26 protein-coding genes and 1 tRNA gene are annotated in these 25,236 nt (G+C 72.7%); 12 read left to right on the top strand and 15 right to left on the bottom strand.

The window, feature by feature from the left end:
* Positions 1-37: 37 nt before the first annotated feature.
* The gene (locus AC3RJ6_RS09970; RefSeq protein WP_491426904.1) at positions 38-1,603 is read left to right on the top strand and encodes a DEAD/DEAH box helicase; all 1,566 of its coding nucleotides are present in this window, start codon (positions 38-40) and stop codon (positions 1,601-1,603) included.
* A 148-nt stretch (positions 1,604-1,751) separates the two neighbouring features.
* Here the strand turns inward: AC3RJ6_RS09970 and AC3RJ6_RS09965 are convergent, their stop codons facing one another.
* Positions 1,752-1,874 carry a hypothetical protein gene (locus AC3RJ6_RS09965; RefSeq protein ID WP_491426903.1) on the bottom strand — a complete coding sequence of 41 codons (123 nt, stop codon included), beginning with the start codon at positions 1,872-1,874 and terminating at the stop codon, positions 1,752-1,754.
* A gap of 166 nt (positions 1,875-2,040) precedes the next feature.
* On the opposite strand from AC3RJ6_RS09965, the gene AC3RJ6_RS09960 reads away from it, so the two are divergent.
* On the top strand, positions 2,041-2,631 hold the full coding sequence (locus AC3RJ6_RS09960; RefSeq protein WP_491426902.1) for a hypothetical protein: 591 nt from the start codon (positions 2,041-2,043) through the stop codon (positions 2,629-2,631).
* Positions 2,632-2,734: 103 nt separating this feature from the next.
* Here AC3RJ6_RS09960 and AC3RJ6_RS09955 read toward each other — a convergent pair whose 3' ends face one another.
* Positions 2,735-3,232 carry a hypothetical protein gene (locus AC3RJ6_RS09955; protein ID WP_491426901.1) on the bottom strand — a complete coding sequence of 166 codons (498 nt, stop codon included), beginning with the start codon at positions 3,230-3,232 and terminating at the stop codon, positions 2,735-2,737.
* Positions 3,229-3,873 (bottom strand): RNA polymerase sigma factor, encoded by a 645-nt coding sequence (locus tag AC3RJ6_RS09950; protein WP_491426900.1) that lies wholly within the window; start codon positions 3,871-3,873, stop codon positions 3,229-3,231. The genes AC3RJ6_RS09955 and AC3RJ6_RS09950 overlap by 4 nt, the downstream gene beginning before the upstream one ends.
* A 165-nt stretch (positions 3,874-4,038) precedes the next feature.
* Between AC3RJ6_RS09950 and AC3RJ6_RS09945 the strand changes: the two genes are divergently transcribed.
* Positions 4,039-4,542 carry a GNAT family N-acetyltransferase gene (locus tag AC3RJ6_RS09945; RefSeq protein ID WP_231430045.1) on the top strand — a complete coding sequence of 168 codons (504 nt, stop codon included), beginning with the start codon at positions 4,039-4,041 and terminating at the stop codon, positions 4,540-4,542.
* 54 nt (positions 4,543-4,596) lie between these two features.
* Positions 4,597-5,571: a nucleoside hydrolase gene (locus AC3RJ6_RS09940; RefSeq protein WP_491426899.1), complete on the top strand. Its 975-nt coding sequence runs from the start codon at positions 4,597-4,599 to the stop codon at positions 5,569-5,571.
* A 12-nt stretch (positions 5,572-5,583) separates the two neighbouring features.
* On the opposite strand, the gene AC3RJ6_RS09935 is transcribed toward AC3RJ6_RS09940, so the two are convergent.
* The 3 genes from AC3RJ6_RS09935 to AC3RJ6_RS09925 form a co-directional block, all read right to left on the bottom strand.
* The gene (locus AC3RJ6_RS09935; RefSeq protein ID WP_491426898.1) at positions 5,584-6,165 is read right to left on the bottom strand and encodes an NUDIX hydrolase family protein; all 582 of its coding nucleotides are present in this window, start codon (positions 6,163-6,165) and stop codon (positions 5,584-5,586) included.
* A 64-nt stretch (positions 6,166-6,229) separates the two neighbouring features.
* Positions 6,230-6,790: a gluconokinase gene (locus tag AC3RJ6_RS09930; protein ID WP_491426897.1), complete on the bottom strand. Its 561-nt coding sequence runs from the start codon at positions 6,788-6,790 to the stop codon at positions 6,230-6,232.
* Between the two features lie 16 nt (positions 6,791-6,806).
* Positions 6,807-8,243: a GntP family permease gene (locus tag AC3RJ6_RS09925; RefSeq protein WP_491426896.1), complete on the bottom strand. Its 1,437-nt coding sequence runs from the start codon at positions 8,241-8,243 to the stop codon at positions 6,807-6,809.
* A 127-nt stretch (positions 8,244-8,370) separates the two neighbouring features.
* On the opposite strand from AC3RJ6_RS09925, the gene AC3RJ6_RS09920 reads away from it, so the two are divergent.
* Together AC3RJ6_RS09920 and AC3RJ6_RS09915 are read left to right on the top strand one after the other, a co-directional pair.
* On the top strand, positions 8,371-9,120 hold the full coding sequence (locus AC3RJ6_RS09920; RefSeq protein ID WP_491426895.1) for a FadR/GntR family transcriptional regulator: 750 nt from the start codon (positions 8,371-8,373) through the stop codon (positions 9,118-9,120).
* Complete coding sequence (locus tag AC3RJ6_RS09915) at positions 9,117-9,764, top strand: alpha/beta hydrolase (RefSeq protein ID WP_491426894.1); 648 nt, start codon at positions 9,117-9,119, stop codon at positions 9,762-9,764. Before AC3RJ6_RS09920 ends, AC3RJ6_RS09915 begins: the two co-directional genes overlap by 4 nt.
* A gap of 3 nt (positions 9,765-9,767) precedes the next feature.
* On the opposite strand, the gene AC3RJ6_RS09910 is transcribed toward AC3RJ6_RS09915, so the two are convergent.
* On the bottom strand, positions 9,768-10,136 hold the full coding sequence (locus AC3RJ6_RS09910; RefSeq protein ID WP_491427162.1) for a DUF5997 family protein: 369 nt from the start codon (positions 10,134-10,136) through the stop codon (positions 9,768-9,770).
* 161 nt (positions 10,137-10,297) lie between these two features.
* Here AC3RJ6_RS09910 and AC3RJ6_RS09905 point away from each other — a divergent pair, with 161 nt between their 5' ends.
* A complete protein-coding gene (locus AC3RJ6_RS09905) occupies positions 10,298-11,035 on the top strand; it encodes a LysR family substrate-binding domain-containing protein (protein ID WP_491426893.1) in 738 nt (245 codons plus the stop codon).
* Complete coding sequence (locus tag AC3RJ6_RS09900; protein ID WP_491426892.1) at positions 11,032-11,775, top strand: glutamine amidotransferase; 744 nt, start codon at positions 11,032-11,034, stop codon at positions 11,773-11,775. The genes AC3RJ6_RS09905 and AC3RJ6_RS09900 overlap by 4 nt, the downstream gene beginning before the upstream one ends.
* A gap of 45 nt (positions 11,776-11,820) precedes the next feature.
* Here the strand turns inward: AC3RJ6_RS09900 and AC3RJ6_RS09895 are convergent, their stop codons facing one another.
* The 3 genes from AC3RJ6_RS09895 to AC3RJ6_RS09885 form a co-directional block, all read right to left on the bottom strand.
* The gene (locus tag AC3RJ6_RS09895; protein ID WP_491426891.1) at positions 11,821-12,090 is read right to left on the bottom strand and encodes a GlsB/YeaQ/YmgE family stress response membrane protein; all 270 of its coding nucleotides are present in this window, start codon (positions 12,088-12,090) and stop codon (positions 11,821-11,823) included.
* 98 nt (positions 12,091-12,188) lie between these two features.
* Positions 12,189-12,977 (bottom strand): YidC/Oxa1 family membrane protein insertase, encoded by a 789-nt coding sequence (locus AC3RJ6_RS09890; protein ID WP_491426890.1) that lies wholly within the window; start codon positions 12,975-12,977, stop codon positions 12,189-12,191.
* 127 nt (positions 12,978-13,104) lie between these two features.
* Positions 13,105-13,398, bottom strand: coding sequence for a DUF6412 domain-containing protein (locus AC3RJ6_RS09885; RefSeq protein WP_491426889.1), 294 nt, complete (start codon positions 13,396-13,398; stop codon positions 13,105-13,107).
* Positions 13,399-13,492: 94 nt separating this feature from the next.
* Between AC3RJ6_RS09885 and AC3RJ6_RS09880 the strand changes: the two genes are divergently transcribed.
* Entirely contained in the window at positions 13,493-14,575 is a 1,083-nt protein-coding gene (locus AC3RJ6_RS09880; RefSeq protein WP_491426888.1) for a DNA polymerase IV, read from the top strand.
* A gap of 5 nt (positions 14,576-14,580) precedes the next feature.
* Here the strand turns inward: AC3RJ6_RS09880 and AC3RJ6_RS09875 are convergent, their stop codons facing one another.
* Positions 14,581-15,138, bottom strand: a complete 558-nt coding sequence (locus AC3RJ6_RS09875; RefSeq protein ID WP_491426887.1) for a GNAT family N-acetyltransferase — start codon at positions 15,136-15,138, stop codon at positions 14,581-14,583.
* A gap of 283 nt (positions 15,139-15,421) precedes the next feature.
* Between AC3RJ6_RS09875 and AC3RJ6_RS09870 the strand changes: the two genes are divergently transcribed.
* Both AC3RJ6_RS09870 and AC3RJ6_RS09865 read left to right on the top strand, forming a co-directional pair.
* Positions 15,422-15,799, top strand: a complete 378-nt coding sequence (locus AC3RJ6_RS09870) for a group I truncated hemoglobin (protein WP_491426886.1) — start codon at positions 15,422-15,424, stop codon at positions 15,797-15,799.
* 191 nt (positions 15,800-15,990) lie between these two features.
* Complete coding sequence (locus AC3RJ6_RS09865; protein WP_491426885.1) at positions 15,991-20,778, top strand: NAD-glutamate dehydrogenase; 4,788 nt, start codon at positions 15,991-15,993, stop codon at positions 20,776-20,778.
* Positions 20,779-20,826: 48 nt separating this feature from the next.
* Here the strand turns inward: AC3RJ6_RS09865 and AC3RJ6_RS09860 are convergent.
* Positions 20,827-20,917 (bottom strand) — tRNA-Ser (locus AC3RJ6_RS09860).
* Between the two features lie 48 nt (positions 20,918-20,965).
* Positions 20,966-22,189, bottom strand: coding sequence for an NAD(P)-binding domain-containing protein (locus AC3RJ6_RS09855; RefSeq protein ID WP_491426884.1), 1,224 nt, complete (start codon positions 22,187-22,189; stop codon positions 20,966-20,968).
* 102 nt (positions 22,190-22,291) lie between these two features.
* Here AC3RJ6_RS09855 and radA point away from each other — a divergent pair, with 102 nt between their 5' ends.
* Positions 22,292-23,656 (top strand): DNA repair protein RadA, encoded by a 1,365-nt coding sequence (gene radA, locus AC3RJ6_RS09850; protein WP_491426883.1) that lies wholly within the window; start codon positions 22,292-22,294, stop codon positions 23,654-23,656.
* Between the two features lie 172 nt (positions 23,657-23,828).
* Here the strand turns inward: radA and AC3RJ6_RS09845 are convergent, their stop codons facing one another.
* Both AC3RJ6_RS09845 and AC3RJ6_RS09840 read right to left on the bottom strand, forming a co-directional pair.
* A complete protein-coding gene (locus AC3RJ6_RS09845) occupies positions 23,829-24,236 on the bottom strand; it encodes a dehydrogenase (RefSeq protein ID WP_491426882.1) in 408 nt (135 codons plus the stop codon).
* Between the two features lie 260 nt (positions 24,237-24,496).
* Positions 24,497-25,138, bottom strand: coding sequence for a hypothetical protein (locus AC3RJ6_RS09840; protein WP_491426881.1), 642 nt, complete (start codon positions 25,136-25,138; stop codon positions 24,497-24,499).
* Positions 25,139-25,236: the final 98 nt, after the last annotated feature.

Raw genomic sequence — 25,236 nt, 5'->3', positions numbered from 1 at the left:
CGGCGCACCCGTCCGTGGCATGCCCCCGAAAGGCACCATGACCGACCAGAACTTCTCCGCCCTCGGCGTGCCCGCGCCCCTCGTGGCGATCCTCGCCGCCGACGGCAAGACCACCCCCACGCCCATCCAGGCCGACTCGCTGCCCGACACGCTCGCCGGCCGCGACGTGCTCGGCCGCGGCAAGACCGGCTCGGGCAAGACGATCGCGTTCGCGCTGCCGATGGTCGCGCGCCTCGGCACGAAGCTCGCCGGCGGCAACCGCCGCGCGGGCCGTCCGCTCGGCCTCGTGCTCGCCCCGACCCGCGAGCTCGTCACCCAGATCGCCCGCACGATCGAGCCGCTCGCCGAGGCCTACGACCTGAAGGTCACCACGATCTTCGGCGGCATCAACCAGAAGCGCCAGGTGGAGGCGCTGCGCGCGGGCGTCGACATCGTCGTGGCGGCGCCGGGCCGCCTCGAGGACCTCATGCAGCAGGGCTTCGTGCACCTCGACGCCGTCGAGATCACCGTGCTCGACGAGGCCGACCACATGGCCGACCTCGGCTTCCTCCCGGTCGTCACCCGCATCCTCGACAAGACGCCGCGCGGCGGCCAGCGCCTGCTGTTCTCAGCGACCCTCGACAACGGGGTCGACAAGCTCGTCAAGCGCTACCTGCAGAACGAGGTGCTGCACTCGGTCGACGAGGCGAACTCGCCCGTCGCCGCGATGACGCACCACGTCTTCCTCACCGACGACCAGGACACGAAGTTCGAGCTCGTGAAGACGCTCGCGAGCGGCATGGGCCGCCGCATCCTGTTCATGCGCACGAAGCACCACGCGAAGAAGCTCGCGAAGAAGCTCACCGAGGCGGGCATCCCCGCCGTCGACCTGCACGGCAACCTGTCGCAGCCGCAGCGCGACCGCAACCTGGCCGCCTTCGCCGACGGTTCGGCCAAGGTCATGGTCGCGACCGACGTCGCCGCCCGCGGCGTGCACGTCGACGACATCGAGCTGGTCGTGCACGTCGACCCGCCCATGGAGCACAAGGCGTACCTGCACCGCTCGGGCCGCACCGCCCGCGCCGGCAGCGAGGGCGACGTCGTGACGATCGCGATGCCCGGCCAGCTGCAGGACCTCAAGCAGCTGCTGCGCAAGGCCGCGATCACGGTGACTCCGATGCCCGCGACCCCCGCCTCGCCCGAGGTCGTCGCCCTCGTCGGCGAGGTCGCGCCCTATGTGAAGCCCGCGCCGCGCGAGCCCAAGCCCCAGCAGGGCGGCGGGCGCTCGCAGGGCGCCAACGCGCAGCGCAAGCGCGCCGCGCGCGACGCCCGCGGCCAGGGCGGCGGCCGCCAGGGCTCGACTCGCCAGGGCGAGGCCGCCGGCCGCCGCGGCGACGCCGTCAAGCACGGGGATGCCGCGAGCCGGCCGCGCCGCGACCGCTCGGGCCGCCCCGCCGAGGTGAAGTCGAACGCCCCGAAGCAGGGGTCGGGCCAGAGCCGCGGCGCCCAGACGACGGGTGCGCAGCGCCAGACGTCGAACCGCGGCGCCAAGCAGCCGCTGAGGGTCGGCAGCCTCGTCACCCCCAACCGCAACGCGCGCACGAACCGCCGCGCGCAGGGCTGACCCGCCCGCGCGAAACGCACCGAGGCCCGTGGAGTCACCGCTCCACGGGCCTCGGCCGTACGGCTCGGCGTCCCCCGACCACCGACCCGCCGTCCCGTCCCCCGACGGGATCGGACCGCCTCCCCCGAAGCGGTCCAGTCTCGAAGACTCAGATCCCCTGCAGCACCACCCGCCCGACTTCGCCGCCGACGACCAGCGCGACCGCGACCGCCGCGGCGCCTGCCAGGGCCACGGCGACCAGCATCGTGGTCATGCTCTTCGTGCGACGCATCGCTCCTCCTGCCTTCATCACTGATATGTCCGGACGCTCGCGAAAGGTTCCCGATTCGTGGAACTTTTTTCTGGCGTCCGGACATACCTGTACGGCGGGCCGCCGACGGCGGACCTTCCCGCCCGCCGGAGCCCGCCATTCCACCCGAAGGAAACGGAGCATCCCCATGCACATCCGAATCGCCGCCCGCGCCGCCGCGGGCCTGGCCGTGGCGGTCGCCGCCGCCCTCGTCCCCGTCGTGCCCGCGGCCGCCGCGCCCCTGGTCGATCCCGCGGCCTCCGTCGTGCACGAGCGCCGCGCCGTCGAGGAGCACTGCGCCATCGGCCTCGACGCGGTCGAGGCCGCGGATGAGAGCGGCGCCGAGGCGCCCGAGCCGGTCTGCTTCCCGACCCTCGACGAGGTCGACCGCTACCTCGCCGGGCAGACCGCCGACGACGGCAGCCGGCTGACCGCGACGGCCGCGGCGTCCATCGCGGTCGGCCGCGTCTTCAAAGACGCCAACAAGGGCGGATCGAGCCTCACGTTCTGGGGCTCGAGCGGGTGCGCGGGCGTGTCGTTCGGGTTCCCGACCATCTCGTCGGACTGGAACACGTCGATCAGTTCGCTGACCGGGCTGAACGGCTGCTGGGCGACCTACTACACGGCCACGAACTACGGCGGCTCCCGTGCCAACTGCACCCCGTACTGCAGCAGCCTCGGCGCCTACAACGATCGCGTGCGATCGCTCGTCTTCCGGCCCACCGGGACGGTCGGCTAGGGCCCGGCCGACGCGCGGTGATCGCCGTCAGCCGGCCGGTCACTCGGCCGGGTCATTCCGCCGGGTCACTCGGCCGGTCACTCGGCCGGGTCACTCGGCCGGGTCACTCGGCCGGGTCGGCGAGGCCGAGGGCGGCGCAGATCGACGGATTCGACGACGGCACGACCGCGGCGGCGCCGTCGTCCATGACGCACAGCTGCAGGTGCTCGGGCACGCGGCCCGGCGGGTGGGTCACCGCGAGCGGATCGAAGTCCTCCTCGAAGAGGCCCTGCTCCCACATGAGCGTGCAGAGCTCGATCGGGTCGGTCGGCAGCCCGTTGTCGGGCGACGTCGTGGCGCCCGAGCCGGGGTACGTGCCGTCGGGGTTGCGTTCGGGCGCGCTCAGGCATTGCACGTAGCCCGACTCGGTGACGGTTGCGGGGCTGAGGATCACCGCGCCCGCGGTGGCGCCGACGCCGATGGCGAGCACCCCGAGCCCGCCCCAGCCGATGATCCGGTTGCGCCGACGACGAGCCTGCGCCGCCGGCTCGGTGCGCACGTGCTCGACCAGCATCGCGCGGATCGCCGCGTCGCGCTCGGGTCGCATCTCGGGTTCGGTCATCCGAGCACCTCCAGGTCGCCGGCCGACGCGGTCGCCGTCGCGGCGCGCTGGCCTGATGCCTCGGCGGCGGTCTGCTCGGCCCACGGCGACGCGCCGATGGACTCCTTCAGCTTCTTGCGCGCACGCGACAGCCGGGACTTCACCGACCCGATCGGCACGTCGAGCGCTGCGGCGGCATCGGCGAGGGGGTACCCCTCGATGAGGCAGAGGTCGACGACCCGGCGCTCGGGCGCCGTGAGCCGCGCGAGCGCCGAGCGCATCGCCGCCGACATCCGCTCGCCGTCGATGCGCTCCTCGACCTCGCGGCTCGGGTCGACGCTCTGCGGGTCGCGGGGCACCGCCGCGAGCAGCCGGTCGTAGCGGCGGATCGACCGGCGCGCGTTGAGCGAGACGTTCGTGGTCACGACGAGCAGCCAGGGCAGGAGCGAGCCGTCGACGAAGCGCACGCTCTTGCGACGGCGCCACGCCTCGAGGAAGACCACCGCCACGATGTCTTCGGCATCGGCGGTGTTGAGCACCTGCGCGTACGCACGCCGGAAGATGCGCGCGCGGTACCGGTCGTAGACCACGCCGAACGCGGCCTCTGTGCCCGAAGTCGCTTCGAGCCAGAGCGCCGAGTCGCTACGCCGATCCTGCTCCATGCCCGGCCAAGCCTAACCGGGCGCACGACGGATCGAGCATCCGCAGGTGCCGGCGCCTGCAGCGTGAATGCCATGTACTGATATGTCCGGATGCCCCGCAAAGGTTCCCGATCAGTCGGGTGGGCTCGATTTCGCGGCTGGCGCGGCCTGGCCTAGTCTCGGGGCATGAGCACCGAAGTCGTTGCCGAAGTCGTCGTCCGTCCCATCCGCGATTCCGACGTCGAGGCGCTCGGCCGCGTCCACGCGACGTGCTGGCACGAGACGTACGACCACCTGATCAGCGCCGCCGCGTTCGAGAAGCTCTCGCCCCGGCGCATGGCCGACCTGTGGACGCACATGGCCGCACGCGGCGAGGAGTACGCCCAGTTCGCGGCGCTCGTCGACGGCGAGATCGTCGGCTTCGTCGGCTCGGGCCCGGCGCGCGACGAGAACCCGCCCCGCGAGCGCGAGCTGTACTTCATCTACGTGCTCGACGCCTATCACGGCACCGGCATCGGCAAGAAGCTCTTCGACGCCGCCGTCGGCGACGACGCCGTCTACCTGTGGGTCGCCTCCGACAACCCGCGCGCGCACCGCTTCTACGAGCGCAACGGCTTCACGGCCGACGGCGCCGACCAGCACGTGCCGTTCCTCGGCGAGGAGATCCACGAGGTCCGCCTGGTCCGGTGACCCCCGCGGCCGACGACGCCCTCGGCCGGCCGCGCTCGGCATAGGCTGTCACGCATGCCCGCGCAGCTGCCCACGCCCGTCATCCTCGACGTCGACACGGGCGTCGACGACGCCCTCGCGATCCTCTTCGCGGTCGCCCACCCCGAGCTCGAGGTGCTCGGCATCACATGCGTCGCGGGCAACGCACCGCTCGAGCAGGTCGTCGACAACACGCTGCGCATCCTCGATGCCGCGTCAGCGGGCGACATCCCCGTCGCGGCCGGCGCCACCCGCCCGCTCATCGCGCCCGCCCGCTCGGCCTCGCACGTGCACGGCGCGAACGGCCTCGGCGGTCTCGTGCTGCCGGCGACCGACCGCCGGCCCCGCGACGAGCACGCGGTCGAGCTGCTCCGGCGCCTGATCACCGAGCACCCCGTGCCCGTGACCCTCGTCGCCCTCGCACCGCAGACGAACCTCGCCCTGCTGCTGCGCACCCACCCCGAGGTCGCCGAGCGCATCGCGCGCATCGTCGTCATGGGCGGGTCGGCGAGCGTCGGCAACGCGACGGCCGTCGCCGAGTTCAACGTGTGGCACGACCCCGAGGCCGCAGCGATCGTGCTCGACGCGGGCATCCCCGTGTACATGTACGGGCTCGACGTGTTCAACCGCGTCTCCGTCTCGGCCGACCGGGCGCACGAGCTCGAGCACGGCGAGCACGCCGTCGGTCGCATCGTCGGCGAGCTCCTCGGCCACCGCGTCGCGCTCAGCGAAGACGAGGACGCCGAGTACACGGGACTCATCGGCGACGCCGGCGCCGTGTGCTCGATCGTCGCGCCCGACGCCCTGCGCACCGAACGCCGGCCCGTGCGCGTCGAGCTCGCGGGCTTCGGGCGCGGTCAGACGCTCGTCGACCGGCGCGACTTCGCCGGTGAGGACATGCTGCACGGCCTCGCCGACGCGTGGCCCGTCGTCGAGGTCGCGCTCGAGGTCGAGGCCGATCGCGTCGCCGCGCTCTTCCTCGACACGGTCACGGCACCGCGCGCGGACTAGCGGCCGCCCGGGTCAGCGCAGCGCGCCGACCGAGGCGAGCGCCTGGGCGACGAGCACGCCGCGCCCGCCCTCCATCTCGTCGACGACGGGCTTGCCGACGGCCTCCTGCGGGGTCATCCAGGTCACCTCGAGCGCGTCCTGCCGGGGTTCGCAGGTGCCGGTCACCGGCACGACGTAGACGAGCGAGACGGCGTGCTGGCGCTCGTCGGTGAACGGCGAGATGCCGGGCAGCGGGAAGTACTCGGCGACCGCCGCGGGCACGGGGCTCGCCGGCAGCAGCGGGAACGCCATCGGCCCGAGGTCCTTCTCGAGGTGGCGGAAGAGCGCATCGCGGATCGTCTCGCCGTACATCACGCGCCCCGAGACGAGCGTGCGGGTCATCTCGCCGAGCGCGTTCGCCCGCAGCAGCATGCCCACCTCGCCGACCTGGCCGAGCCCGTCGACCCGCACGGGCACGGCCTCGACGTAGAGCAGCGGCAGGCGGCCGCGCACCTCGGCGAGCTCGAGGTCGCTCAGCCAGCCGGGATTCGCGGGCGGGCGCACGACGGGCTCGTCGTCGGGATTCCAGTCGGGATCGGGGGTGCGCACGCTCATGCCTCCGATTCTGCCCCACGGCGCGGGCGCGCGCCCGGGATTCCGGCAGACCGCCCCGGACGCCTCACTCCGCGTCGGGGCCGAGTCCGAGCCGCGCGATCGTCGCGGAGACCTCGTCGTCGGGCGTGCCGCGGGCGTCGACGACGAGCCCGCGCTCGTCGGGCTGCAGGGGTTCGAGCGTCTCGAACTGCGAGCCGAGCAGCGAGGCGGGCATGTAGTGGCCCGTGCGGTGCTCGAGCCGGCCGGCGATGAGCTCGCGCGTGCCCTCGAGGTGCACGAAGACCACATTCGGTCGCGCCAGCCGGTCGCGGTACGCGCGCTTGAGGGCCGAACAGGTGATGACGGCGGGTTCGCCGTCTGCGAGGTGCCCGTCGATCCAGGCGGCGATGCGGTCGAGCCACGGCCACCGGTCGTCGTCGGTCAGCGGCGTGCCGCTCGCCATCTTGGCGACGTTCGCTGCGGGGTGCAGCGCGTCGCCCTCCTGGAGGTCCCAGCCGAGGCGCTCGGCGATGAGCTCGGCGAAGGTCGTCTTGCCGCTGCCCGACACCCCCATGACGACGAGCACGGGCGGGTGCTCGTCGTCGATGCGGGACGCCTCGGGGCGGTCGTCGGCTTCGCGGTTCATGGTCGTCCTCCCCCGGTCACGAGACGAACGGGCTCAGGGCGAGCACGCCGGCGAGGCCGACGAGCGAGATGAGGCACTCGAGCACGGTCCACGACTTGAGGGTCTGGCCGATCGTGAGGCCGAAGTACTCCTTGATGAGCCAGAAGCCGGCGTCGTTCACGTGCGAGAGGAACACCGAGCCCGAGCCGATCGCGAGCACGAGCAGCGAGGTGGCGCCCGCCGAGAGGTCGAGGTCGGCGACGAGCGGCTGCAGGATGCCCGCTGCCGTGATCGTGGCGACGGTCGCCGAGCCGGTCGCGACGCGGATGAGCACCGCGACGAACCAGGCGAGGGCGAGCACGACGGCGAGCGAGCCGCCGATGCCCGAGATGGCGTCGGCGATGACCTGGCCGATCGTCGAGTCGACGAGCACCTGCTTGAAGCCGCCGCCGGCGCCGACGATGAGCAGGATGCCTGCGATGGGCGGCAGCGACGAGCCGACCGAGGCGGCGATCTCGTTGCGCCCCATGCGGCCGCCGCGGCCAAGCACGACCATGCCGACGAGCACCGCGAGCAGCAGCGCGATGACGGGCTTGCCGAGGAAGTCGACGACGAGCTTCCACGCGTCGGCCGAGGTCGGCGCGACGATGTTCGCGAGCGACGAGGCGAGCATGAGCACGACCGGCAGCAGGATGCAGAAGAGGGCGGCGCCGAACGAGGGCCGGGGCTTCGCCGAGACGTCCTCGCCGCGGTCCTCGGCGGTCACGAAGAGGTCGGGCACCGGCACCTTCACCCAGCGCGCGGCGAGCTTCGAGAAGAGCGGGCCCGCGATGATCACGGCGGGGATGGCGACGATCACGCCGAACAGCAGGGTCTGGCCGAGGTCGGCGCCGACGAGGTCGATCGCGGCGAGCGGACCGGGGTGCGGCGGCACGAGCCCGTGCATGGCGGAGAGACCGGCGAGGGTCGGGATCGCGATGCGCATGAGCGGCAGTCCCGAGCGACGGGCCACGAGGATGATGACCGGCACGAGCAGCACGAGGCCGACCTCGAAGAACATCGGCAGGCCGATGAGGGCGCCGACGCCGCCCATGACCCACGGCAGCGCCTGCACGCTCGAACGTGCGATGAGCGTGTCGACGATGCGGTCGGCGCCGCCCGAGTCGGCGAGCAGCTTGCCGAAGATGGCGCCGAGCGCGATGAGCACGCCGACCCCGCCCATCGTGGCGCCGAAGCCGTTGGTGAAGCTCAGGATGGTCTGCACGGCGGTCATGCCGGCGACGAGGCCGGTGACGATCGCGCCGATCATGAGGGAGATGAACGGGTGCAGCTTCACCCAGGTGATGAGCACGACGATGACGGCGATGCCGACGAGTGCGGCGGTGATGAGCTGCCATTCGGGCGCGGTCGTCGTGGGGACGACGGGATCGGCGGCGGAGACGAGCGCTACGGCGGTGGAGAGCACGGTGGACATGGGGCCTGAACTTCCTCGGTCTGGCGGACGGGGTGAGGTGACTCTACATATATGTAGGACATATTTCAAGCACGGTGTGAACACGGCGGGCATGTACGTCGGCGCGTGGCTCGGCGATAATCAGTGGATGGATGCTTCGCCGACCGGTTCGTCCGCGCTGCACGAACGCGTGCTCGAGTCGCTCGGCGCCGACATCGTCTCGGGCCGGCTCGCACCCGGCTCCCGCATCCTCACGACCGAGGTCGCCGAGCGCTTCGGCGCCTCGCGGTCGGCGCTGCGCGAGGTGGTGCGCGTGCTCGAGTCGATGGGGCTCGTCGAGGTGCGCCGGCGCGCCGGCGTCGAGATCCTGCCGCGCGACCGCTGGAATCCGTACTCGACGCGACTCATCCGGTGGCGCCTGGCCGGGCCCGACCGCATCGAGACGCTGCACGCCCTCAGCCAGTTGCGCAGCGCGATCGAGCCGCTCGCCGCCAGGCTCGCGGCCGAGCATGCCGACTCCGCGCAGCGCACCGCGATCATCGCCGCCGTGACGGGCATGACCGAGCGGGCGCGCGAGGCCGACGAGCCGCCCTACCTCGAGCACGACATCGCCTTCCATGCCGCGGTGCTGGATGCCTCGGGCAATCCGTTCCTCGCGGCGCTCGGTCCCGTCGTCGGCGAGGTGCTGCGCGGTCGCACCCAGCACGCGCTCATGCCGCACGAGGCCAACCCCACCGCGCTGCGCCTGCATCAGGAGGTCGCGTTCGCCGTCGCCGAGGGCCGCCGCGACGACGCCGAGCGCGCACTCGCGGCGATCGTGACCGAGGCCGATCAGGCGGTGCAGGCCGTCGCCGAGTCCGGCACGCACGCCGGCCGTGTCGAGGAGGAGATCCGATGACCATCGACGACGAGGCGGTGCTCTGGTCGGCGTCGGGCGACGACCGCACCGGACGACCGCTGCTCGTGCTGCTGCACGGCTACAACTCGAACGAGGGCGACCTGTTCGGGCTCGCCCCCTACCTGCCGCTCGAGCCGGTGATCGCCTCGCTCCGCGCGCCGATCGACGCGGGCTACGGGTACGCGTGGTTCGACATCTTCGACGCCGGCGGCCGCATCTCCGACGACTCCTCCGAGAAGCAGGCGGCCTCGCGCGCGGCGGCCGAGGCCGTGCTCGCGTGGCTCGAGCGCGCTGCGCCCGATACCCCGGCCGGCCTCGTCGGCTTCTCGCAGGGCGGTGCCGTGAGCCTCGAGCTCCTGCGCCTCGCGCCCGAGCGGTTCGGCTTCGCCGCCGTGCTCGCCGGGTTCGCGATGCCGGGGTCCCGCCCGGGCGACGCGCGCCTGGCCGAGCTCCGCCCGCCGGTGTTCTGGGGTCGCGGCACCCTCGACGAGGTCATCCCCGAGGCATCCGTCGCCCGGACGCAGGAGTGGCTGCCCGAGCACGCGACGCTCGACGCGCGCATCTACGAGGGTCTCGGCCACTCGGTGTCGGAGCGCGAGCTCGCCGACCTCACGGCCTTCCTGCGCGACCGCTACGCGGCCTGAGCCCTACTCCCCCGGCTTCGCGGCGCGCTCGCGGTCGCGCTCGGCGACGCGCTGCTTCTCGGCGCGCACGGCGGCCTGCGTCGCACGCTCCTCGACCAGCCAGGCGGGCGGCGCGGCGAGCAGGGCCTTGATCTCGGCGGTGGTGAGCGAGTCGGTCACGCCCGCGCGCGCGAGTCCCGAGTTCGAGACGCCGAGCTTCGCGGCGACGACCTGGCGCGGGTGCGGTCCCTCGCGGCGGAGCGTCACGAGCCACTCGGGCGGGTCGGCCTGCAGCGCGTCGACCTCGTCACGCGTGATCGAACGAGTGCGGAACTCCTCGGGCGCGGCCGAGAGCAGGATGCCGAGCTTCTTGGCCGCGGTCTCGGCCTTCATGGTCTGCGGCTTCTTGGCCCGGGGCTGCTTCTCACGCGGCTCGGCGGCCGGCGACTCGTTCTCGCTCACCCTGCAACCGTAGCCGACGGTAGCCTGAGAGGCACCGGCGCGGGGCACACGGGCACGCGGTACGCCGGGCACACGGCACGACAGGGGGCGACATGGCGTTGCGACTCGACTACGTCGCGGGCGTCTCCCCGTCGAAATGGCTGCGCGCGTGGGCCGATCGTCGACCCGACCTGCCGCTCGAGGCCGTCCGCGTCGACGAGGCGGCGCAGCTCGAGGGCGTGCGCGCCGGCGAGGTCGATCTCGCGTTCGTGCGCCTGCCGATCGATGACGAGGGACTCCACCGCATCCCGTTGTGGGAGGAGGTCGCCGTCGCCGTGCTGCCGAAGGACCACGCCTTCGCCGACGAGGCCGAGCTCTCACTCGCCGATCTCGCCGGCGAGCCGCTCGCGCCCGAGCAGCCCGACCCGGCGATGACGATCGAGCTCGTCGCGGCGGGCAGCGGCCACGCGATCGTGCCGCACTCGATCGCGCGACTGCACCACCGCAAGGACGTGGTCGCCGTCCCCGTGACCGATGCTCCGCCGACGCGCATCGCCCTCGTGTGGCGCACCGAGCGCGACGACGCCGACATCCAGGAGTTCGTCGCGGTCGTGCGCGGCCGCACCGCCCGCAGCTCGCGCGGCGACGAGGCGCCGAGCATGAAGCCGGCGAAGGCGGCGAAGCTCGCGGCGGCCGAGCGGCGGGCGGCCGCCGGAAAGGCCGGCGGTGGCACGGGCAAGGCCGGCGCGAAGAACGGCGGCGCGTCGAAGGGCGGCACCGCGAAGTCGGGCCGCCCCGCACCGCGCACCGGCCAGGGCGCCAAGCAGCGGCATCGGCGGCGGGGTCGATGACCGTGCCGAAGCCGTTCCTGTTCCTCTCCGCGCGACCCGAGGTCGAAGCCGTCGGCCCCGAGTACGAGTCGGTGCGCCGCGCGATGGGCCTCGACGCCGGTCGCCTCGAGCACCACCGGCTCGACGTCGAATCGCTCGGCGACCCGTCGCTCGACGCGCTCGCCGGCATCGTCGTCGGCGGCAGCCCCTACAACGTGACGACCGCCGACGAGCACAAGCACCCCGTGCAGCGCCGGGTCGAGGCCGAGCTCGCGAGGCTCGCCGAGCGCGCCCTCGACGACGGCTTCCCGTTGCTGTTCACCTGCTACGGCATCGGCGTGCTCACGCGCGTGCTCGGCGGCACGGTCGGCACCCGGCACGGCGAGGACGCCGCCGCGGTCGAGATCACGCTGACCGACGACGGCGTCGCCGATCCGCTCGTGGGCGCGCTGCCCCGGCGCTTCGATGCGCTCGTCGGGCACAAGGAGTCGACCGAGCGGCTTCCTCCCGACGCGGTGCTGCTGGCCTCCTCGGCCGCATGCCCCGTGCAGATCTATCGCGTCGGCTCGAGCGTCCACGCGACCCAGTTCCACCCCGAGGTCACGACGACCGACTTCGTCGCCCGTGCGCAGGTGTACCGGCACCACGGGTACTTCCCGGCGTCGGAGTTGCGCGAGGTGTCCGAACGCCTGGCCGCGGCATCCGTCACCGAACCGCAGCGGCTGCTGCGGCGCTTCGTCGAGTTCGCCGACGCGCGCTGAGCGGCGGGCGCATGCCGCGCGAGGCATGCGCCCGCCGAGCGCGGTTCAGGCTTCGCGCCGGTTGCCGCGGGTGATGAGTCCCCAGATCAGCAGCACGACGATCGACCCGCCGATGGCGAGCAGCCAGGTGCCGAGGTCCCAGAACTCGGTGAGCGGGCGGTTGAGGATGAGGCTGCCGAGCCAGCCGCCGAGCAGGGCACCGACGACCCCGAGCAGCAGCGTGACGAACCAGCCGCCGCCCTGCTTGCCCGGCAGGATCAGCTTGGCGATGGCGCCGGCGATGAGGCCGAGCACCAGGAATGCGAGGAAACTCATGGGGGGCTCCTTCGATCTGTTGCCCCCACCGAACCACCGACCGGCCGCACGCCGCAAGGGCTTGTGCGGCGCGGCGCGCAGACGGTAGACGGCCCCACTCACGCCGGGTCGGGCAGCGGGTAGACCCGGCGCAGCACGACGCGCTGTGCGAGGGTCCACGCGACGGTCACGAGCAGGTAGAGCGCTGCGGCCAGCGGTACGAACATCGCGACGACGGCGGTCGCGAACTGCAGGAGGCCGAGCATGCGCATCGCGCCCGGGTTCGCGAGGGGCGTCGCGGGAGCCGGGCCCGACCGCGACGCCGACGTCCCCTCGGCTGCCGGCGACGCGGGCCGGCCGAAGACCCGCCGCGTCGTCTCGCCGACGAGCGCGATCGCCACGACGACGATCGCGAACACGGCGAGCGCTGCCGGCGTGAGCGTGCCGGTCGTGAGCATGCCGGCGAGGCTCGATCCGAGCGGCACCCCGGCGATCGTGTGCTGCAGCAGCGCATTGGGATGCCCGGCGATCGTCTGCAGGATGAAGAGCGCGTAGATCACGCCGAGCACCGGGGCCTGCGCGAGCATCGGCAGGCAGCCCGCGAACGGGGAGGTGCCCTCGTCGCGGTAGAGCGCCATCATCTCCCGCTGCAGCCGCTCGGGCTGCTTCGCGAAGCGGCGCTGCAGGGCGGCCAGGCGCGGGGCGAGCCGCGCGCGACCCTGCTCGGCCTTCGCCTGCGAGACGCCGACGGGGATGAGCACGGTGCGCACGAGCAGGGTCACGAGCACGATCGCGGCAGCCGCGCTCGCGACGCCGATGAGGGGTTCGAGCACCTCGGCGAGGCCGATGAGCAGGGCATGCGCGCCGTCGAGCAGCGCGGCGATGGGCGGAAAGCTGTAGAGGTCCAAGGTGAAGTCCGTTCGCGGTCGGGAAATCGGGGTTCCATCCGGCCGCGCGAACGCTGCGGAGACCGTCGCCCGGGTTACCGGGTCGGCGACGGAGCCGGGTATCGGCTCGTGGTGGGTCTCGCGGGCGTTACGCGGCCGCGAGACCGCGCCCGGGCGCCCTCGGGCGGGCACGCCCCGGTGCGTCGGGGTCGCTCTGCGAGAGCAGGGCGCCGGGGTCGGCCGTCTGCCGCAGGCGTCGGGCGGCACCCGAGGCGTCGGCGGCGACGAGCGCGGGAAGCGCGCGTACCGCGAGGACCACGACGGCGAGCGCGGCCGCCCCGACGACGCCGACGAGCAGCACCGCGAGGATCGCGTTCGAGGCGAGCGCGAGCTCGACCGAGGCCTGGAGGTAGCGGAAGAGCCCGGCGATCAGCTCGATCACGGCTGCGCTCCTCTCGTCGGCCCGGCCCACCGGTGCGCCGGCGGGTCGCGATCAACGCTAACACCCGGCCCCCGCGAGACGGCAGACTGGCGGAATGAGCCGGCCCGTGCGCCCGTGGGTGCTGCACGTCGACCTCGACCAGTTCATCGCCGCGGTCGAGATCCTGCGCCGCCCCGAGCTGGCGGGGCGGCCGGTCATCGTGGGCGGCCGCGGCGACCCGACGGAGCGCGCGGTCGTCTCGACCGCATCGTACGAGGCGCGCGAGTTCGGCGTCGGGTCGGGGATGCCGCTGCGCATCGCCGCCCGCAAGGCGCCCGACGCCGTCATCCTGCCCGTCGACGCCGAGGCCTACCTGGCCGCCTCCGACGAGGTGATGTCGACGCTCCGGGCCCAGCCGGGCGCGACGGTGCAGGTGCTCGGCTGGGACGAGGCGTTCGTCGGCGTCGACGTCGACGACCCCGAGGACTACGCGCGCCGGGTGCAGCGGGCCGTGCTCGACCGCACCGCGCTGCACTGCAGCGTCGGCATCGGCGACACGCTCGTGCGGGCGAAGGTCGCGACGGGATTCGGCAAGCCGCGCGGGGTGTTCCGGTTGACGGCCGAGAACTGGCTCGACGTGATGGGTCCGCGACCCACGAGAGACCTGTGGGGCGTCGGCGCCAAGATCTCGCGCCGCCTCGCCGCGCACGGCATCACGACGGTCGCCGAGCTCGCCGCGGCCGAGCCCGCCGTGCTCGCCGCCGAGTTCGGCCCCCGCATGGGGCCCTGGTACGGCGAACTCGGCCGCGGCGAGGGTTCGCGCGTCGTCGACGACACGCCGTGGATCGCCCGCGGACACAGCCGGGAGACCACCTACCAGCGCGACCTCGTCGACCCCCGCGAGGTCGACGACGCGCTGCACGCGCTCTTCGAGCAGGTCTGGGCCGACCTCGTCGGCGAGGGCCGCCCGGCGATCGGCGTGACGCTGAAGGTCAGGTACGCGCCGTTCATCACGACGACGCACCAGCGCAAGATCCCGGCGACGGGCGACCGCGACACCGCGCTCACGAGCGTCGAGGCGCTCGCCGCCGACCGCATCGAGGCCGGCCGGCCGATCCGGCTGCTGGGCCTCCGCCTCGAGATGCCGATGCCCGACGACGCCCGCGAGGGGCACACGCCCACCCGCAGCGGGTGGTGAGCCGCTCAGTCCTCGAGCAGCCGCTCGAAGAGCACGTGGTCCTGCCACTCGCCGGCGATGCGGAGGTAGCGGCGCGCGAGCCCGATCCGCTCGAAGCCGTTGCGCTCGAGCACGCGCTGCGACGCGACGTTGTGCACGAGCGTGCCGGCCTGCACCCGGTGCAGGCCGGCCGTGCGGGCGTGGTGCAGGGCGACGCCGACCGCGGTCGTCGCGAGCCCCTGTCCGTTGAGCCGTCCGTCGACCCAGTAGCCGAGGTGCGCGTTCTGGAACACGCCGCGCACGAGGTCGGAGAGATTCAGCCGGCCGACGATCTCGGGTGCGCCGCCCTCGCCCGGCTCGCGCTCGAGCACGAGCGGGATGAGGGTGCCTGCCTCGAGCCGCAGCATCGCGCCCGCGACATCCCGCTCATGCCAGGCGGCGGTGAAGAACTCGGGGGTGCGCAACGGCTCCCACGGGGCGAGGTGCTCGCGATTGCGCTCGTAGGCCGCGGCGACGGCGGGTCCGTCGCCGGGCGCGAGCAGGCGCACGACCACGCCGCCGTCGAGTTCGACCGGTTCGATCACCCACGGCCTCCGTTCCCACGCTCGTCGCCACACGCGTCGCACGCACCGCGCCGCCTTCTGCACCGGCGGCGCCCGCTCGACGAGGGACTCCAGCAGCGTACCCGGCCCGGCCGCGCACGGACCGGGCCGGCCGGGTTCGGGTCGCTCGGGGATTTGTCCCGCTCGGCGACGACGCGCTAGCGTCGGCCCCACGCCGGTGGAGCCCCCGCTCGCCGGTTCCGCAGCGAACGACGCCGTTCCCACCCGCGTCGTCGCATCTGCCCGAACGATCGGAGATCCGAACATGTCCGAAGCGAAGACGCTCTACCAGCAGCTCGGCGAAGGCGCCGGCATCGCCGGTGTGGTCGACCGCCTCTACGAGCTGATCATGGCCGACGAGACCCTCGCGCCCTACTTCGTCGAGACCCGTCTCGCGCAGCAGAAGGGCCACATGGCGATGTTCCTCGCCGCGGCGACCGGCGGCCCGAACGGCTACAAGGGCCTCGACCTCGACGCCGCCCACGCCGGCCGCGGCATCACCGACGCCGACTTCGACCGGGTGATCGGCCACGCGGCGACCGCCCTCACCGAGGCCGGCGTCGACGCCGAGACGATCGGCGAGGTCGCCGGCGCCCTCATGCCGCTGCGCGCCCAGGTCGTGACGGGCGAAGCCGCCGCCTGACCATCCGCACCTGACGAAGGCCCCGACTTCCCCGGAAGTCGGGGCCTTCGTGCGTGGCGCCACCCGCCCGCCGGGCGATCGGGGTGCTGGTCGCCGCCTTCGCCGGATCGGTAGGCTCGAATGCGGGGCGTCCGGCCCTTCGGCAGGCTCAGTGACCTGCGGGACCGGGCGCCGGAAGGACGACGAGGTTCATGCAAGACACGACCGTATCCGCTGCGCTTCACGAGGCGATCGCCGAGATCGATCCCGACCTGCGAGATGGGCTTGCGCGGCTCTTGGGCAGCCTCGACGCCGAGGATCTCGCCGACCGCGAACCGCGCGACATCGTGGGCGCCGCACTGTCGATGCGCGAGCTCGCCGCCCGGCGCGACGCGGGCCAGACCCTCGTCACCGTGTTCACCCCCACCGTCGGCGAGCACGGGTGGAGCTCGCGCCGCACGATCGTGAACATCTGCACCGACGACTCGCCGTTCCTCGTCGACTCCGTCATCGCCGCGATCGCTCGCCAGGGCCTGGCCGTGCACCTGCTCGTGCACCCGATCGTCGAGGTGCGCCGCAGCGCCGACGGCGAGTTGACCGACATGAACGCGCACGGCGGCGACCTGGAGTCGTGGATCCACCTCGAGATCGACCGGATCCCCACGGACGAGGGCCGCAGCGAGCTCGAGCATCGCCTGCTCGAGGTGCTCGGCGACGTGCACGCCGCCGTCGACGACTGGCAGGCCATGCGCCGCGCCTGCCTCGACCTCGTCACCGACCTCCGCACCGCCCCGCCGAGCACGGCCGACCCCGCCACGGTTCAACCGGCGATCGACTTCTTCAGCTGGCTCGCCGACGACAACTTCACCTTCCTGGGCTACCGCGAGTACACGCTCGAGGCGCGCGACGGCGAAGACGTCCTCGTCCCGATCGACCAGACCGGCCTCGGCATCCTGCGCAAGCCCACCACTGCGGTCGCCCACCTGCGCCCCGAGGCGCAGAGCACCGCCCGCGACCCGCGCCTGCTCACCATCACGAAGGCCAACTCGCGCGCCACCGTGCACCGCGACGTGTACCTCGACTACATCGGCGCGCGCACGTTCGACGCCGACGGCAACGTCACGGGCGAGCGCCGCTTCCTCGGCATGTTCACGTCGGCGGCGTATGCCTCATCCGTGATGACGCTGCCCATCGTGTCGACGAAGGTGCACGCCGTGCTCGAGGCATCCGGACACCCGGCGCTGTCGCACTCCGGTCGAGACCTGCTGCAGGTGCTCGAGGAGTACCCGCGCGACGAGCTCTTCCAGGACAACGCCGAGCACCTGCTCGAGGTCGCCTCCGAGGTGAGTCGTCTGCGCGAGCGGCGCCGCGCCCGCACGTTCCTGCGGCGCGACGAGTTCGGCCGCTTCGTGTCCGCGCTCGTCTACCTGCCGCGCGACCGGTACAACACGGTGGTGCGCCTGCGCATCGAGAACCTGCTGCGCACGGTGTTCGGCGCCGAGACGATCGACCACACCACCCGGGTGGGCGACGCCCCGCTCGCGCAGCTGCACTTCGTGGTGCGCGTGCCCCGCGGGTCCACCCTGCCCGACGTCGACGAGACCGCCCTGCAGCGCCGGTTGACGGATGCCGTGCGCGGCTGGGACGAGGGCCTGGTCGACGCCCTGCACCAGGCCCACGGCGAAGACGAGGCCGCCCGCCTGCTCGCCGGCTACGGCGAGGCGTTCCCCGGCGCGTACAAGGAGTCGGTGCGCCCCGACGAGGCCCTCGACGACATCGCCCTGCTCGAGAGCCTCGACGGCCGCGACTTCGCGGTCCACCTCAACGTGCCCGAACGCGACGCGCCCGACCGGCGCGTGCTCACCGTCGTGTCGCACCGCGAGTACGCGCTCACGCAGGTGCTGCCGATCCTCACCGACCTCGGAACCGACGTCGTCGAGGAGCGCCCGTACACGATCACGCTGCCCAGCGGTGACATCCGGTACATCTCCGACTTCGGCCTGATCGCGCCGAGGGTGGATGCCGCGAGCACCGCCCGGTGGGCCGACCCGACCTGGGGCACCGACTTCGAAGACGCCTTCGCGGCATCATGGACCGGCGCCGCGGAGAGCGACCGGTTGAACTCCCTCGTACTCCTCGGCGGCCTCGATTGGCGCCGGATCGTGATCCTGCGCGCGATCGCGATGTACCTGCGGCAGATCGGCTCGGCGTTCTCGGTGGAGTACATCGAGCAGGCGCTCGTGACCAATCCGGGCCTCGCCGGCGACCTGGTACGGCTGTTCGAGCTGCGCTTCGACCCTGCACTCGGCGGCGACCGGTCCGAGCGGATGGCTGCCGCCGAGGCATCCCTGCTGCAGGCGCTCGACGGGGTGTCCAGCCTCGACGACGACCGCATCCTCCGCTCGTTCGTCGGCGTGATCGGCGCGACCTGGCGAACCAACTTCTACCAGCCGGCATCCGATGGCTCCCCCAAGCCCTGGGTGTCGATGAAGCTCGACTGCAAGCGCGTGCCGGGGCTGCCCAAGCCGCACCCCATGGCCGAGATCTGGGTGTACTCCCCCGAGGTCGAGGGCGTCCACCTGCGCTTCGGCAAGGTGGCCCGCGGCGGCCTGCGCTGGAGCGACCGCCGTGAGGACTTCCGCACCGAGGTGCTCGGCCTCGTCAAGGCGCAGATGGTGAAGAACGCCGTCATCGTGCCGACCGGGTCCAAGGGCGGGTTCTTCGGCAAGCGGCTGCCCTCGCCGACCGACCGCGCTGCGTGGATGGATGCCGGGAAGGCCGCGTACCGCACGTTCATCCGGGGCCTGCTCGACATCACCGACAACCGCGTCGGCGCCGACATCGTACCGCCCGAGAATGTGGTGCGCCACGACGGCGACGACTCGTACCTCGTGGTCGCGGCCGACAAGGGCACGGCATCGTTCTCGGACATCGCCAACGGCATCTCGGCCGAATACGGCTTCTGGCTCGACGACGCGTTCGCCTCCGGCGGCTCGGCCGGCTACGACCACAAGGGCATGGGCATCACCGCGCGAGGCGCGTGGGAGTCGGTCAAGCGCCATTTCCGCGAGCTCGGCCTCGACACCCAGGCCGAGGACTTCACCGTCGTCGGTGTCGGCGACATGTCGGGCGACGTGTTCGGCAACGGGATGCTGCGCTCGCCGCACATCCGCCTGGTGGCGGCGTTCGACCATCGGCACGTGTTCGTCGATCCGAATCCCGATGCCGCGGCATCCTTCGCGGAACGCCGGCGGCTGTTCGACCTGCCGGGCTCGTCGTGGGGCGAGTACGACCGCGAGCTGATCTCGGCGGGCGGTGGAGTATTCCCGCTGTCGCTGAAGTCGATCACGGTGACCCCGCAGATGCGCGACGCGCTCGGGCTCGGTGCGGGCGTGACGCAGCTGACCCCGATGGAGCTGAAGAAGGCGGTGCTGCTCGCGCCCGTCGATCTGTTCTGGAACGGCGGCATCGGCACGTACATCAAGGCGAGCGACGAGACAAACGCCGAGATCGGCGACCGCGGCAACGACGCGATCCGGGTGAACGGCGCCGACCTGCGCCTGCGCGTGGTGGGCGAGGGCGGCAACCTCGGGGTCAGCCAGCGCGGCCGCATCGAGGCGGCCCTGTCGGGGGTGAGCATCAACACGGACGCCATCGACAACTCCGCAGGCGTGGGCACCTCGGACCGCGAGGTGAACATCAAGATCCTGCTCGGCGCGCTCGAACGCGCCGGACGGTTCGACCGGGATGCCCGCAACGAGCTGCTGCGCTCGATGACCGATGAGGTCGCCGGGCAGGTGCTGCGCGACAACTACGAGCAGAACGTGCTGCTGGGCAACTCGCGCTCCAACGCCACCGTGATGCTGCCAGTGCACGAGCGGCTCATGGAGTGGCTCGAGGCACGCGACGAGCTCGACCGCGAGCTCGAGTTCCTGCCGAGCTCCGCCGAGGTGCAGGTGCGCATCGGCGAGGCGCGCGGGCTCACCCGTCCCGAGTTCGCCGTGCTGATCGCGTATGCGAAGCTCGCGCTCAAGGCGGATCTGGCATCCACCGACCTGGCCGACGACCCGTGGTTCGGCGCCACGCTCGCCCAGTACTTCCCCGAGCAGATCCGCGACGCATATGCAGACGACCTCGACCGGCATCCGCTGCGCACCGAGATCATCGTCAACACGGTCGTCAACTCGATGGTCAACCGCGGCGGCATCACGTTCGCCTACCGCGCCGCCGACGAGACCGGGGCATCCAGCGAGCAAATCGCCCGTGCGTACGTCGCCGTGCGCGAGATCTTCGACCTCCGCGCGTTCGTCGTCGCCGTCGAGGCCACCGACAACATCGTGCCCACCGCGGTGCAGACCGACCTGTACCTGACGTTCCGCCGCCTGCTCGACCGGGCCACGCGCTGGTTCGTCGCCCACAGGCCGGCCGGAGTCGACATCGGCGCGGAGATCGAGCTGTTCCGCGAGCCGGTGACGGCACTGTGGAAGGAGCTGGGCGCGCTGCTGCGCGGTGGCGACCGGCTGCGGTTCGATGCTCGCGTGGCCGAGCTGGAGGAGGCCGGTGTGCCGCCGGAGCTCGCGGCGCACGGGGCCGGACTGCTGGACGCGTACTCGCTGCTGGACATCGTCGAGTGCGCGCGGCTGCACGACTGGGACCGGCAGGACGTCGCGGCCCTGTACTACGCGCTGTCGGCGCTGCTGCGCTTCGAGGAGATGCTCACCAAGGCCACGGCCCTGCCGCAGACCGACCGGTGGGGGTCGATGGCCCGCGCCACCATGCGTGACGACCTGTACGCCGTGATCACCGAGCTCACCGCGACCATCGCCGCGCAGACCGAGCCCGGCGACCCCGAGGAGCGCATCGAAGCCTGGCTGGATGCCGGCGGCGCGCCCGCGCGCCGGGTGCTCGAGGAGGCGCTCGCCGCCGCCCACGCCCAGGACGGATCAGGCCTCGCGACCCTCTCGGTCGCGGTGCGGAGGCTGCGCTCGCTCGTGCGGTGATGGAATGACGAAGGGCCCCGACTTCTTCAGAAGTCGGGGCCTTCGTGGTGGCGGTGACGGTGGGATTTGAACCCACGGTAGGGGGTTACCCTACACAACTTTTCGAGAGTTGCACCTTCGGCCGCTCGGACACGTCACCGGGATCGATAGTAGACGACGACGGCCCGAGTACCAAAACGAGCGGTGCTCACGCCGCCGCGAGCACTCGTGCGATGGCCGTGGCGTCGTCGCCGACGCCCATGAGGAGCGGCGATCGGCGGGAGGTCATCCAGGGCACGCCGACGAACCACAGCCCCTGCGAACGACGACTGCGACCGCCCTCCTGGTCGGGGAAGCCGTGCTCGTCGGTGGCGCCGCCGAGCTCGATCCATCCGTAGTCCGGCCGGTAGCCGCACGCGACGATGACCGCGGCGACCCGGCCGAGTCGCGGCGGCGCGACGGCCACCGGAACCGGCGGGTCGGCGGGCAGCGCCTCGGGTGGGGGCAGGCCCCACCCGGCCGAGATCCTCGCGGCCGCCTCCCAGACCTGCCGGTAGGTCTCGTCGCCCTTCGCGACCGACGCCGCGAGGTCGTCGGCCACGACCAGCCGGTCGTCGTCGACGCCGAGCACGCGACCGCTCAGGTGAACCCCCTCGTCGGCGAGGGTGCGCAGGTTCAGGTCGCGCCCGCCGTGGCTCCCCGTGACGAGCGGGTTGGCGGCGACCCGCACCGCGACCGAGGGCTGCTCGGCGAGCGTCTGCTCGAAGAACCCGGCCGCCTCGAGCCAGTCGATGCCGTCGCGGTCGCCGACCCTGCGCGGGATCGCCGGGGCCGACCCCGCCGCCAGCACGACCTCGCGGCCGGCGGCGAAGAGCTCGTCGGCGAGCTGGGCGGCGCTCTGCCCGCCGCCCACGACGAGCACGACGCCGTCGGGCACGTCGTCGGGCACGTCGGCCGGCGACCGGTAGTCGGTCGATCCCAGCACCGGCATGCGATGCGCGAGCTCCTGCGCCCATGCGGGGCGCCGCTCGTGCTGGTACGCGCCGGTCGCCACGACCACTCGGCGGGCTCGGATGCCTCCCGCCGGCGTCTCGGCCAGGAAGCCGTCGTCGCCGTCGACGTGGAGCGCGGTCACCGGTCGATGCGCCTCGACGGGCGCGCCGAACGAGTCGGCGTAACGGCGCAGGTGCGCGATCATCTCGTCGCGCGACAGGTAGCCGTCGGGATAGGCGCCGCGGTACTCGCCGCCCGGCAGGCGGATGAAGTGGTTCGGGGTCACGAGGTGGAACGAGTCCCACCGGTCGGCCCACGCGCTGCCGACGGTCTCGCCGTCGAGCACGACGTGCTCCACGCCCTCTGCGGTGAGTTCATGGCTCATCGCGAGGCCCGCCTGGCCCGCGCCGATCACGAGCACGTCGACATCGGCTCGCATGCTTCGACGGTACGCCCACGGTGGGCGGGCGGCGACTCCCCAGATCGGGAGGGTGCGCCCGTCGAGCCGCGGTTTGTCGGCGGCCGCGGGTAGTCTCCAGGCATGGCCAGACCCACCTCGTCGTTCCGCTGCACCGAATGCGGGTGGACCACCGTCAAGTGGGTCGGCCGCTGCGTCGAGTGCCAGCAGTGGGGCACCGTCGTCGACGTCGCCGAGCCGACGGGCATCGTGCGCGCGGTCCAGGCCGTGCAGCTCGGCGAGGCGCGAACGGCTCGCCCGATCGTCGAGGTCGAGACGGCCGACGCGGCGCACCGGCCGAGCGGCATCGGCGAGTTCGACCGGGTGCTCGGCGGGGGCATCGTCGCGGGCGCGGCGATCCTGCTCTCGGGCGAGCCCGGCGTCGGCAAGTCGACGCTCCTGCTCGAGGTCGCCGCCCGCGTCGCCGCAACGGGTCGCAGGGTGCTGTACGTCACGGCCGAAGAGTCGACGGCGCAGGTGCGCCTGCGAGCCGGGCGCACCGGTGCCCTGCACGACGAGCTCTACCTCGCCGCCGAGACCGACCTCGCGACCGTGCTCGGCCAGGTCGACGCCGTCTCCCCCGAGCTGCTCATCGTCGACTCGGTGCAGACCGTCTCGTCGTCGCTCTCCGACGGCCTGCCCGGGCAGCCGAGCCAGGTGCGCGAGGTCGCCTCGACGCTCATCCGGGTCGCGAAAGAGCGACAGCTGCCGGTGCTGCTCGTGGGCCACGTCACGAAAGACGGCTCGATCGCGGGCCCTCGCCTGCTCGAGCACCTCGTCGACGTCGTCTGCCAGTTCGAGGGCGACCGGCAGACCGCGCTGCGGTTCGTGCGCGCCCTCAAGAACCGCTTCGGGCCGACCGACGAGGTGGGCTGCTTCGAGATGACGGGCGAGGGCATCGCCGAGGTGCCCGACCCGTCGGGCCTCTTCCGCTCGTCAGGGCGGCGCGAGGTGAGCGGCACGTGCGTGACGGTCGCGCTCGAGGGGCGCCGTGCGCTCCCGGTCGAGGTGCAGGCGCTCGTCGTCGCGACGAAGGCCCCGCAGCCGCGACGCGTCGTCAACGGCGTCGACCCGTCGCGCGTCGCCATGATCATCGCCGTGCTCGAACGCCGCGCCGGGCTGCGGGCGCTCGGTGAGCACGACGTCTACGTGTCGACCGTCGGAGGCGTGCGGCTCGCCGAGCCCGGCGCCGACCTCGCCATCGCCGTCGCCATCGCGTCGGCCATGCGCGACGCCGCCGTGCCGCACGAGATCGCCGCCTTCGGCGAGATCAGCCTCGCGGGCGAGGTGCGCCCCGTCACGGCCGCCAAGCAGCGCGCCGCCGAGGCCCGTCGCCTCGGCTACACGACCATCCTCGATGTCGAGGCCGGCAGCGTGCGCGCCGCCGTCGCCCGGGCGATGCTCGCCTCGACCGACGCCCGCCAGCGCGAGCTCGACGCCGCGTTCTGACGCGGGTTCCGCACCACGGCGTTCGTCGGCGCGCACGACGTCGCCCGGCGCGATCGTCGGCGCGGAGCATCCCGGAGTCGCGGGCGAGCTGCGGGAGTCACCGGATCATGCTGCGAGCACTCGCGGATGCGCGCCTGCCGACCCGGTCATCCTGCGACTCGAAATGCGCCGCTCAGATCTCGAGGGCGCGAAGCAACTCGGCGGGCGACGCCTGCATCGGGTGCGGGCCGGCGATGTCGAGGAACACGGTGGTGATCGTCGACTCGTGCCGCTTCAGGAAGCTCTTGAGCCAGGCCGGGCTGTGCAGGCCGACCGCGGGCGGAAGGTTCGCGGGCTTGTTGGCGGCATCGCTGAAGAGCAGCAGGGCGATCTCGCCGGTCTTGGGGTCGCGAAAGGTCCACACCTCGCCGCCGTCGAGCGGCTTGTCGCGCGGGCCGGGCTTGATGAGCGGCACGACGGTGTTGCCGTTGCGCAGCGCGAGGGCGACCGCCGCCATGTCCTGCCGCTCGAGCGCCTCTGCGAGCGCCTGCGACCGGAACTCGACCGGCGGCTTCGCCGTCTTCTTCGCCTTGCCTGCCATGGCATCCAGCGTAGCCGGGGCGGCGTCGCGGCTCCGCCGCCGGGAGCGGGGTCGCCTCGAGGGGGCGACGGTCGGGTACTCGTCTGAGCCGGCCCTCGAAGCGACCCCCAGGTGGTCTCGCCCTGCCAGGCCCTCGACCATCCCTGCCCCCGAGTGTCCCCCGATCGCCGGTGATCGGGGTACGCCCAGTTCGAGGGGCAGGACGGATGATCTCCGTGCGCAAGCGACTCGTCCGTGATCGCGGCGGTCGCAGCCGGCGATCAGTAGAGCAGGAACTGCTTCTTCTCGGCCGAGTCGAATCCGTCGATCGACACCGCGAGGTAGTACGACGCCCCGCCCGCGGGCACCGCCTCGCGCGGTCCCTCGCAGGTCTCGGGGCTCGAGCGGGTGCGGTCCCACGCGATCGGCGAGCTCGACGAGATCGGCTTGCCGGGCTGCAGCGAGACCTCGGCGTCGATGGCGTCGACCTGGCAGTCCGTCGAGGTCCAGTAGACGTCGTCACCGCTCGTGATCGTGAAGACCTGCGCCTTCGTGCCCGCGTTCAGCACGCAGACGTTCTTGCCGGTGTTCTCGATCGTCACCGACAGCTGCGGCTGCTCGCCGGCCTGGTACGACGACTTGTCGGTGATCGGCTCGACGACGACCTGCTCGGGCGAGCACGGGTCGCCGTCGGCCGCCGTCGGCTCGGTCGGGATGGTCGTCGAGTCCGGGTCGCTCGTGGCCGCGCCCTCCGAGGCCGCCGGCTTCTCGCTCTTCGCCGGCTCCTCACCCTGGCTCGCTCCGGGCCGCACGATGATGAGCACGATCGCGGCGACGACGGCGAGCAGCACGAGCAGCACCACGATCCGCCGTCGGCGGTACACCTGCGGCGACTGGCGCCCTGCGGGTGGATTCGTGGACATGGTCACAGGGTACGTCCGCGAGGCGTCGGCGCCGTGGCATCCCGTCGGCGGGTTTCCAGACGCCCGGTCGCGGCTCCGGACGGCGTGAGCCGGGCCGC

This window comes from Agromyces cucurbitae, from assembly GCF_058349945.1.
The sequence above is the reverse complement of the archived record's forward strand: the minus strand, read 5'-3'. Positions and strand labels throughout refer to the sequence as shown.

Bases quoted from the DNA above. Each gene is read 5' to 3' on its own strand.
- AC3RJ6_RS09970 (WP_491426904.1), top strand. From the start codon at position 38: ATGACCGACCAGAACTTCTCCGCCCTCGGCGTGCCCGCGCCCCTCGTG.
- AC3RJ6_RS09965 (WP_491426903.1), bottom strand. From the start codon at position 1,874: ATGCGTCGCACGAAGAGCATGACCACGATGCTGGTCGCCGTGGCCCTG.
- AC3RJ6_RS09960 (WP_491426902.1), top strand. From the start codon at position 2,041: ATGCACATCCGAATCGCCGCCCGCGCCGCCGCGGGCCTGGCCGTGGCG.
- AC3RJ6_RS09955 (WP_491426901.1), bottom strand. From the start codon at position 3,232: ATGACCGAACCCGAGATGCGACCCGAGCGCGACGCGGCGATCCGCGCG.
- AC3RJ6_RS09950 (WP_491426900.1), bottom strand. From the start codon at position 3,873: ATGGAGCAGGATCGGCGTAGCGACTCGGCGCTCTGGCTCGAAGCGACT.
- AC3RJ6_RS09945 (WP_231430045.1), top strand. From the start codon at position 4,039: ATGAGCACCGAAGTCGTTGCCGAAGTCGTCGTCCGTCCCATCCGCGAT.
- AC3RJ6_RS09940 (WP_491426899.1), top strand. From the start codon at position 4,597: ATGCCCGCGCAGCTGCCCACGCCCGTCATCCTCGACGTCGACACGGGC.
- AC3RJ6_RS09935 (WP_491426898.1), bottom strand. From the start codon at position 6,165: ATGAGCGTGCGCACCCCCGATCCCGACTGGAATCCCGACGACGAGCCC.
- AC3RJ6_RS09930 (WP_491426897.1), bottom strand. From the start codon at position 6,790: ATGAACCGCGAAGCCGACGACCGCCCCGAGGCGTCCCGCATCGACGAC.
- AC3RJ6_RS09925 (WP_491426896.1), bottom strand. From the start codon at position 8,243: ATGTCCACCGTGCTCTCCACCGCCGTAGCGCTCGTCTCCGCCGCCGAT.
- AC3RJ6_RS09920 (WP_491426895.1), top strand. From the start codon at position 8,371: ATGGATGCTTCGCCGACCGGTTCGTCCGCGCTGCACGAACGCGTGCTC.
- AC3RJ6_RS09915 (WP_491426894.1), top strand. From the start codon at position 9,117: ATGACCATCGACGACGAGGCGGTGCTCTGGTCGGCGTCGGGCGACGAC.
- AC3RJ6_RS09910 (WP_491427162.1), bottom strand. From the start codon at position 10,136: ATGAAGGCCGAGACCGCGGCCAAGAAGCTCGGCATCCTGCTCTCGGCC.
- AC3RJ6_RS09905 (WP_491426893.1), top strand. From the start codon at position 10,298: ATGGCGTTGCGACTCGACTACGTCGCGGGCGTCTCCCCGTCGAAATGG.
- AC3RJ6_RS09900 (WP_491426892.1), top strand. From the start codon at position 11,032: ATGACCGTGCCGAAGCCGTTCCTGTTCCTCTCCGCGCGACCCGAGGTC.
- AC3RJ6_RS09895 (WP_491426891.1), bottom strand. From the start codon at position 12,090: ATGAGTTTCCTCGCATTCCTGGTGCTCGGCCTCATCGCCGGCGCCATC.
- AC3RJ6_RS09880 (WP_491426888.1), top strand. From the start codon at position 13,493: ATGAGCCGGCCCGTGCGCCCGTGGGTGCTGCACGTCGACCTCGACCAG.
- AC3RJ6_RS09870 (WP_491426886.1), top strand. From the start codon at position 15,422: ATGTCCGAAGCGAAGACGCTCTACCAGCAGCTCGGCGAAGGCGCCGGC.
- AC3RJ6_RS09865 (WP_491426885.1), top strand. From the start codon at position 15,991: ATGCAAGACACGACCGTATCCGCTGCGCTTCACGAGGCGATCGCCGAG.
- AC3RJ6_RS09855 (WP_491426884.1), bottom strand. From the start codon at position 22,189: ATGCGAGCCGATGTCGACGTGCTCGTGATCGGCGCGGGCCAGGCGGGC.
- radA (WP_491426883.1), top strand. From the start codon at position 22,292: ATGGCCAGACCCACCTCGTCGTTCCGCTGCACCGAATGCGGGTGGACC.
- AC3RJ6_RS09845 (WP_491426882.1), bottom strand. From the start codon at position 24,236: ATGGCAGGCAAGGCGAAGAAGACGGCGAAGCCGCCGGTCGAGTTCCGG.
- AC3RJ6_RS09840 (WP_491426881.1), bottom strand. From the start codon at position 25,138: ATGTCCACGAATCCACCCGCAGGGCGCCAGTCGCCGCAGGTGTACCGC.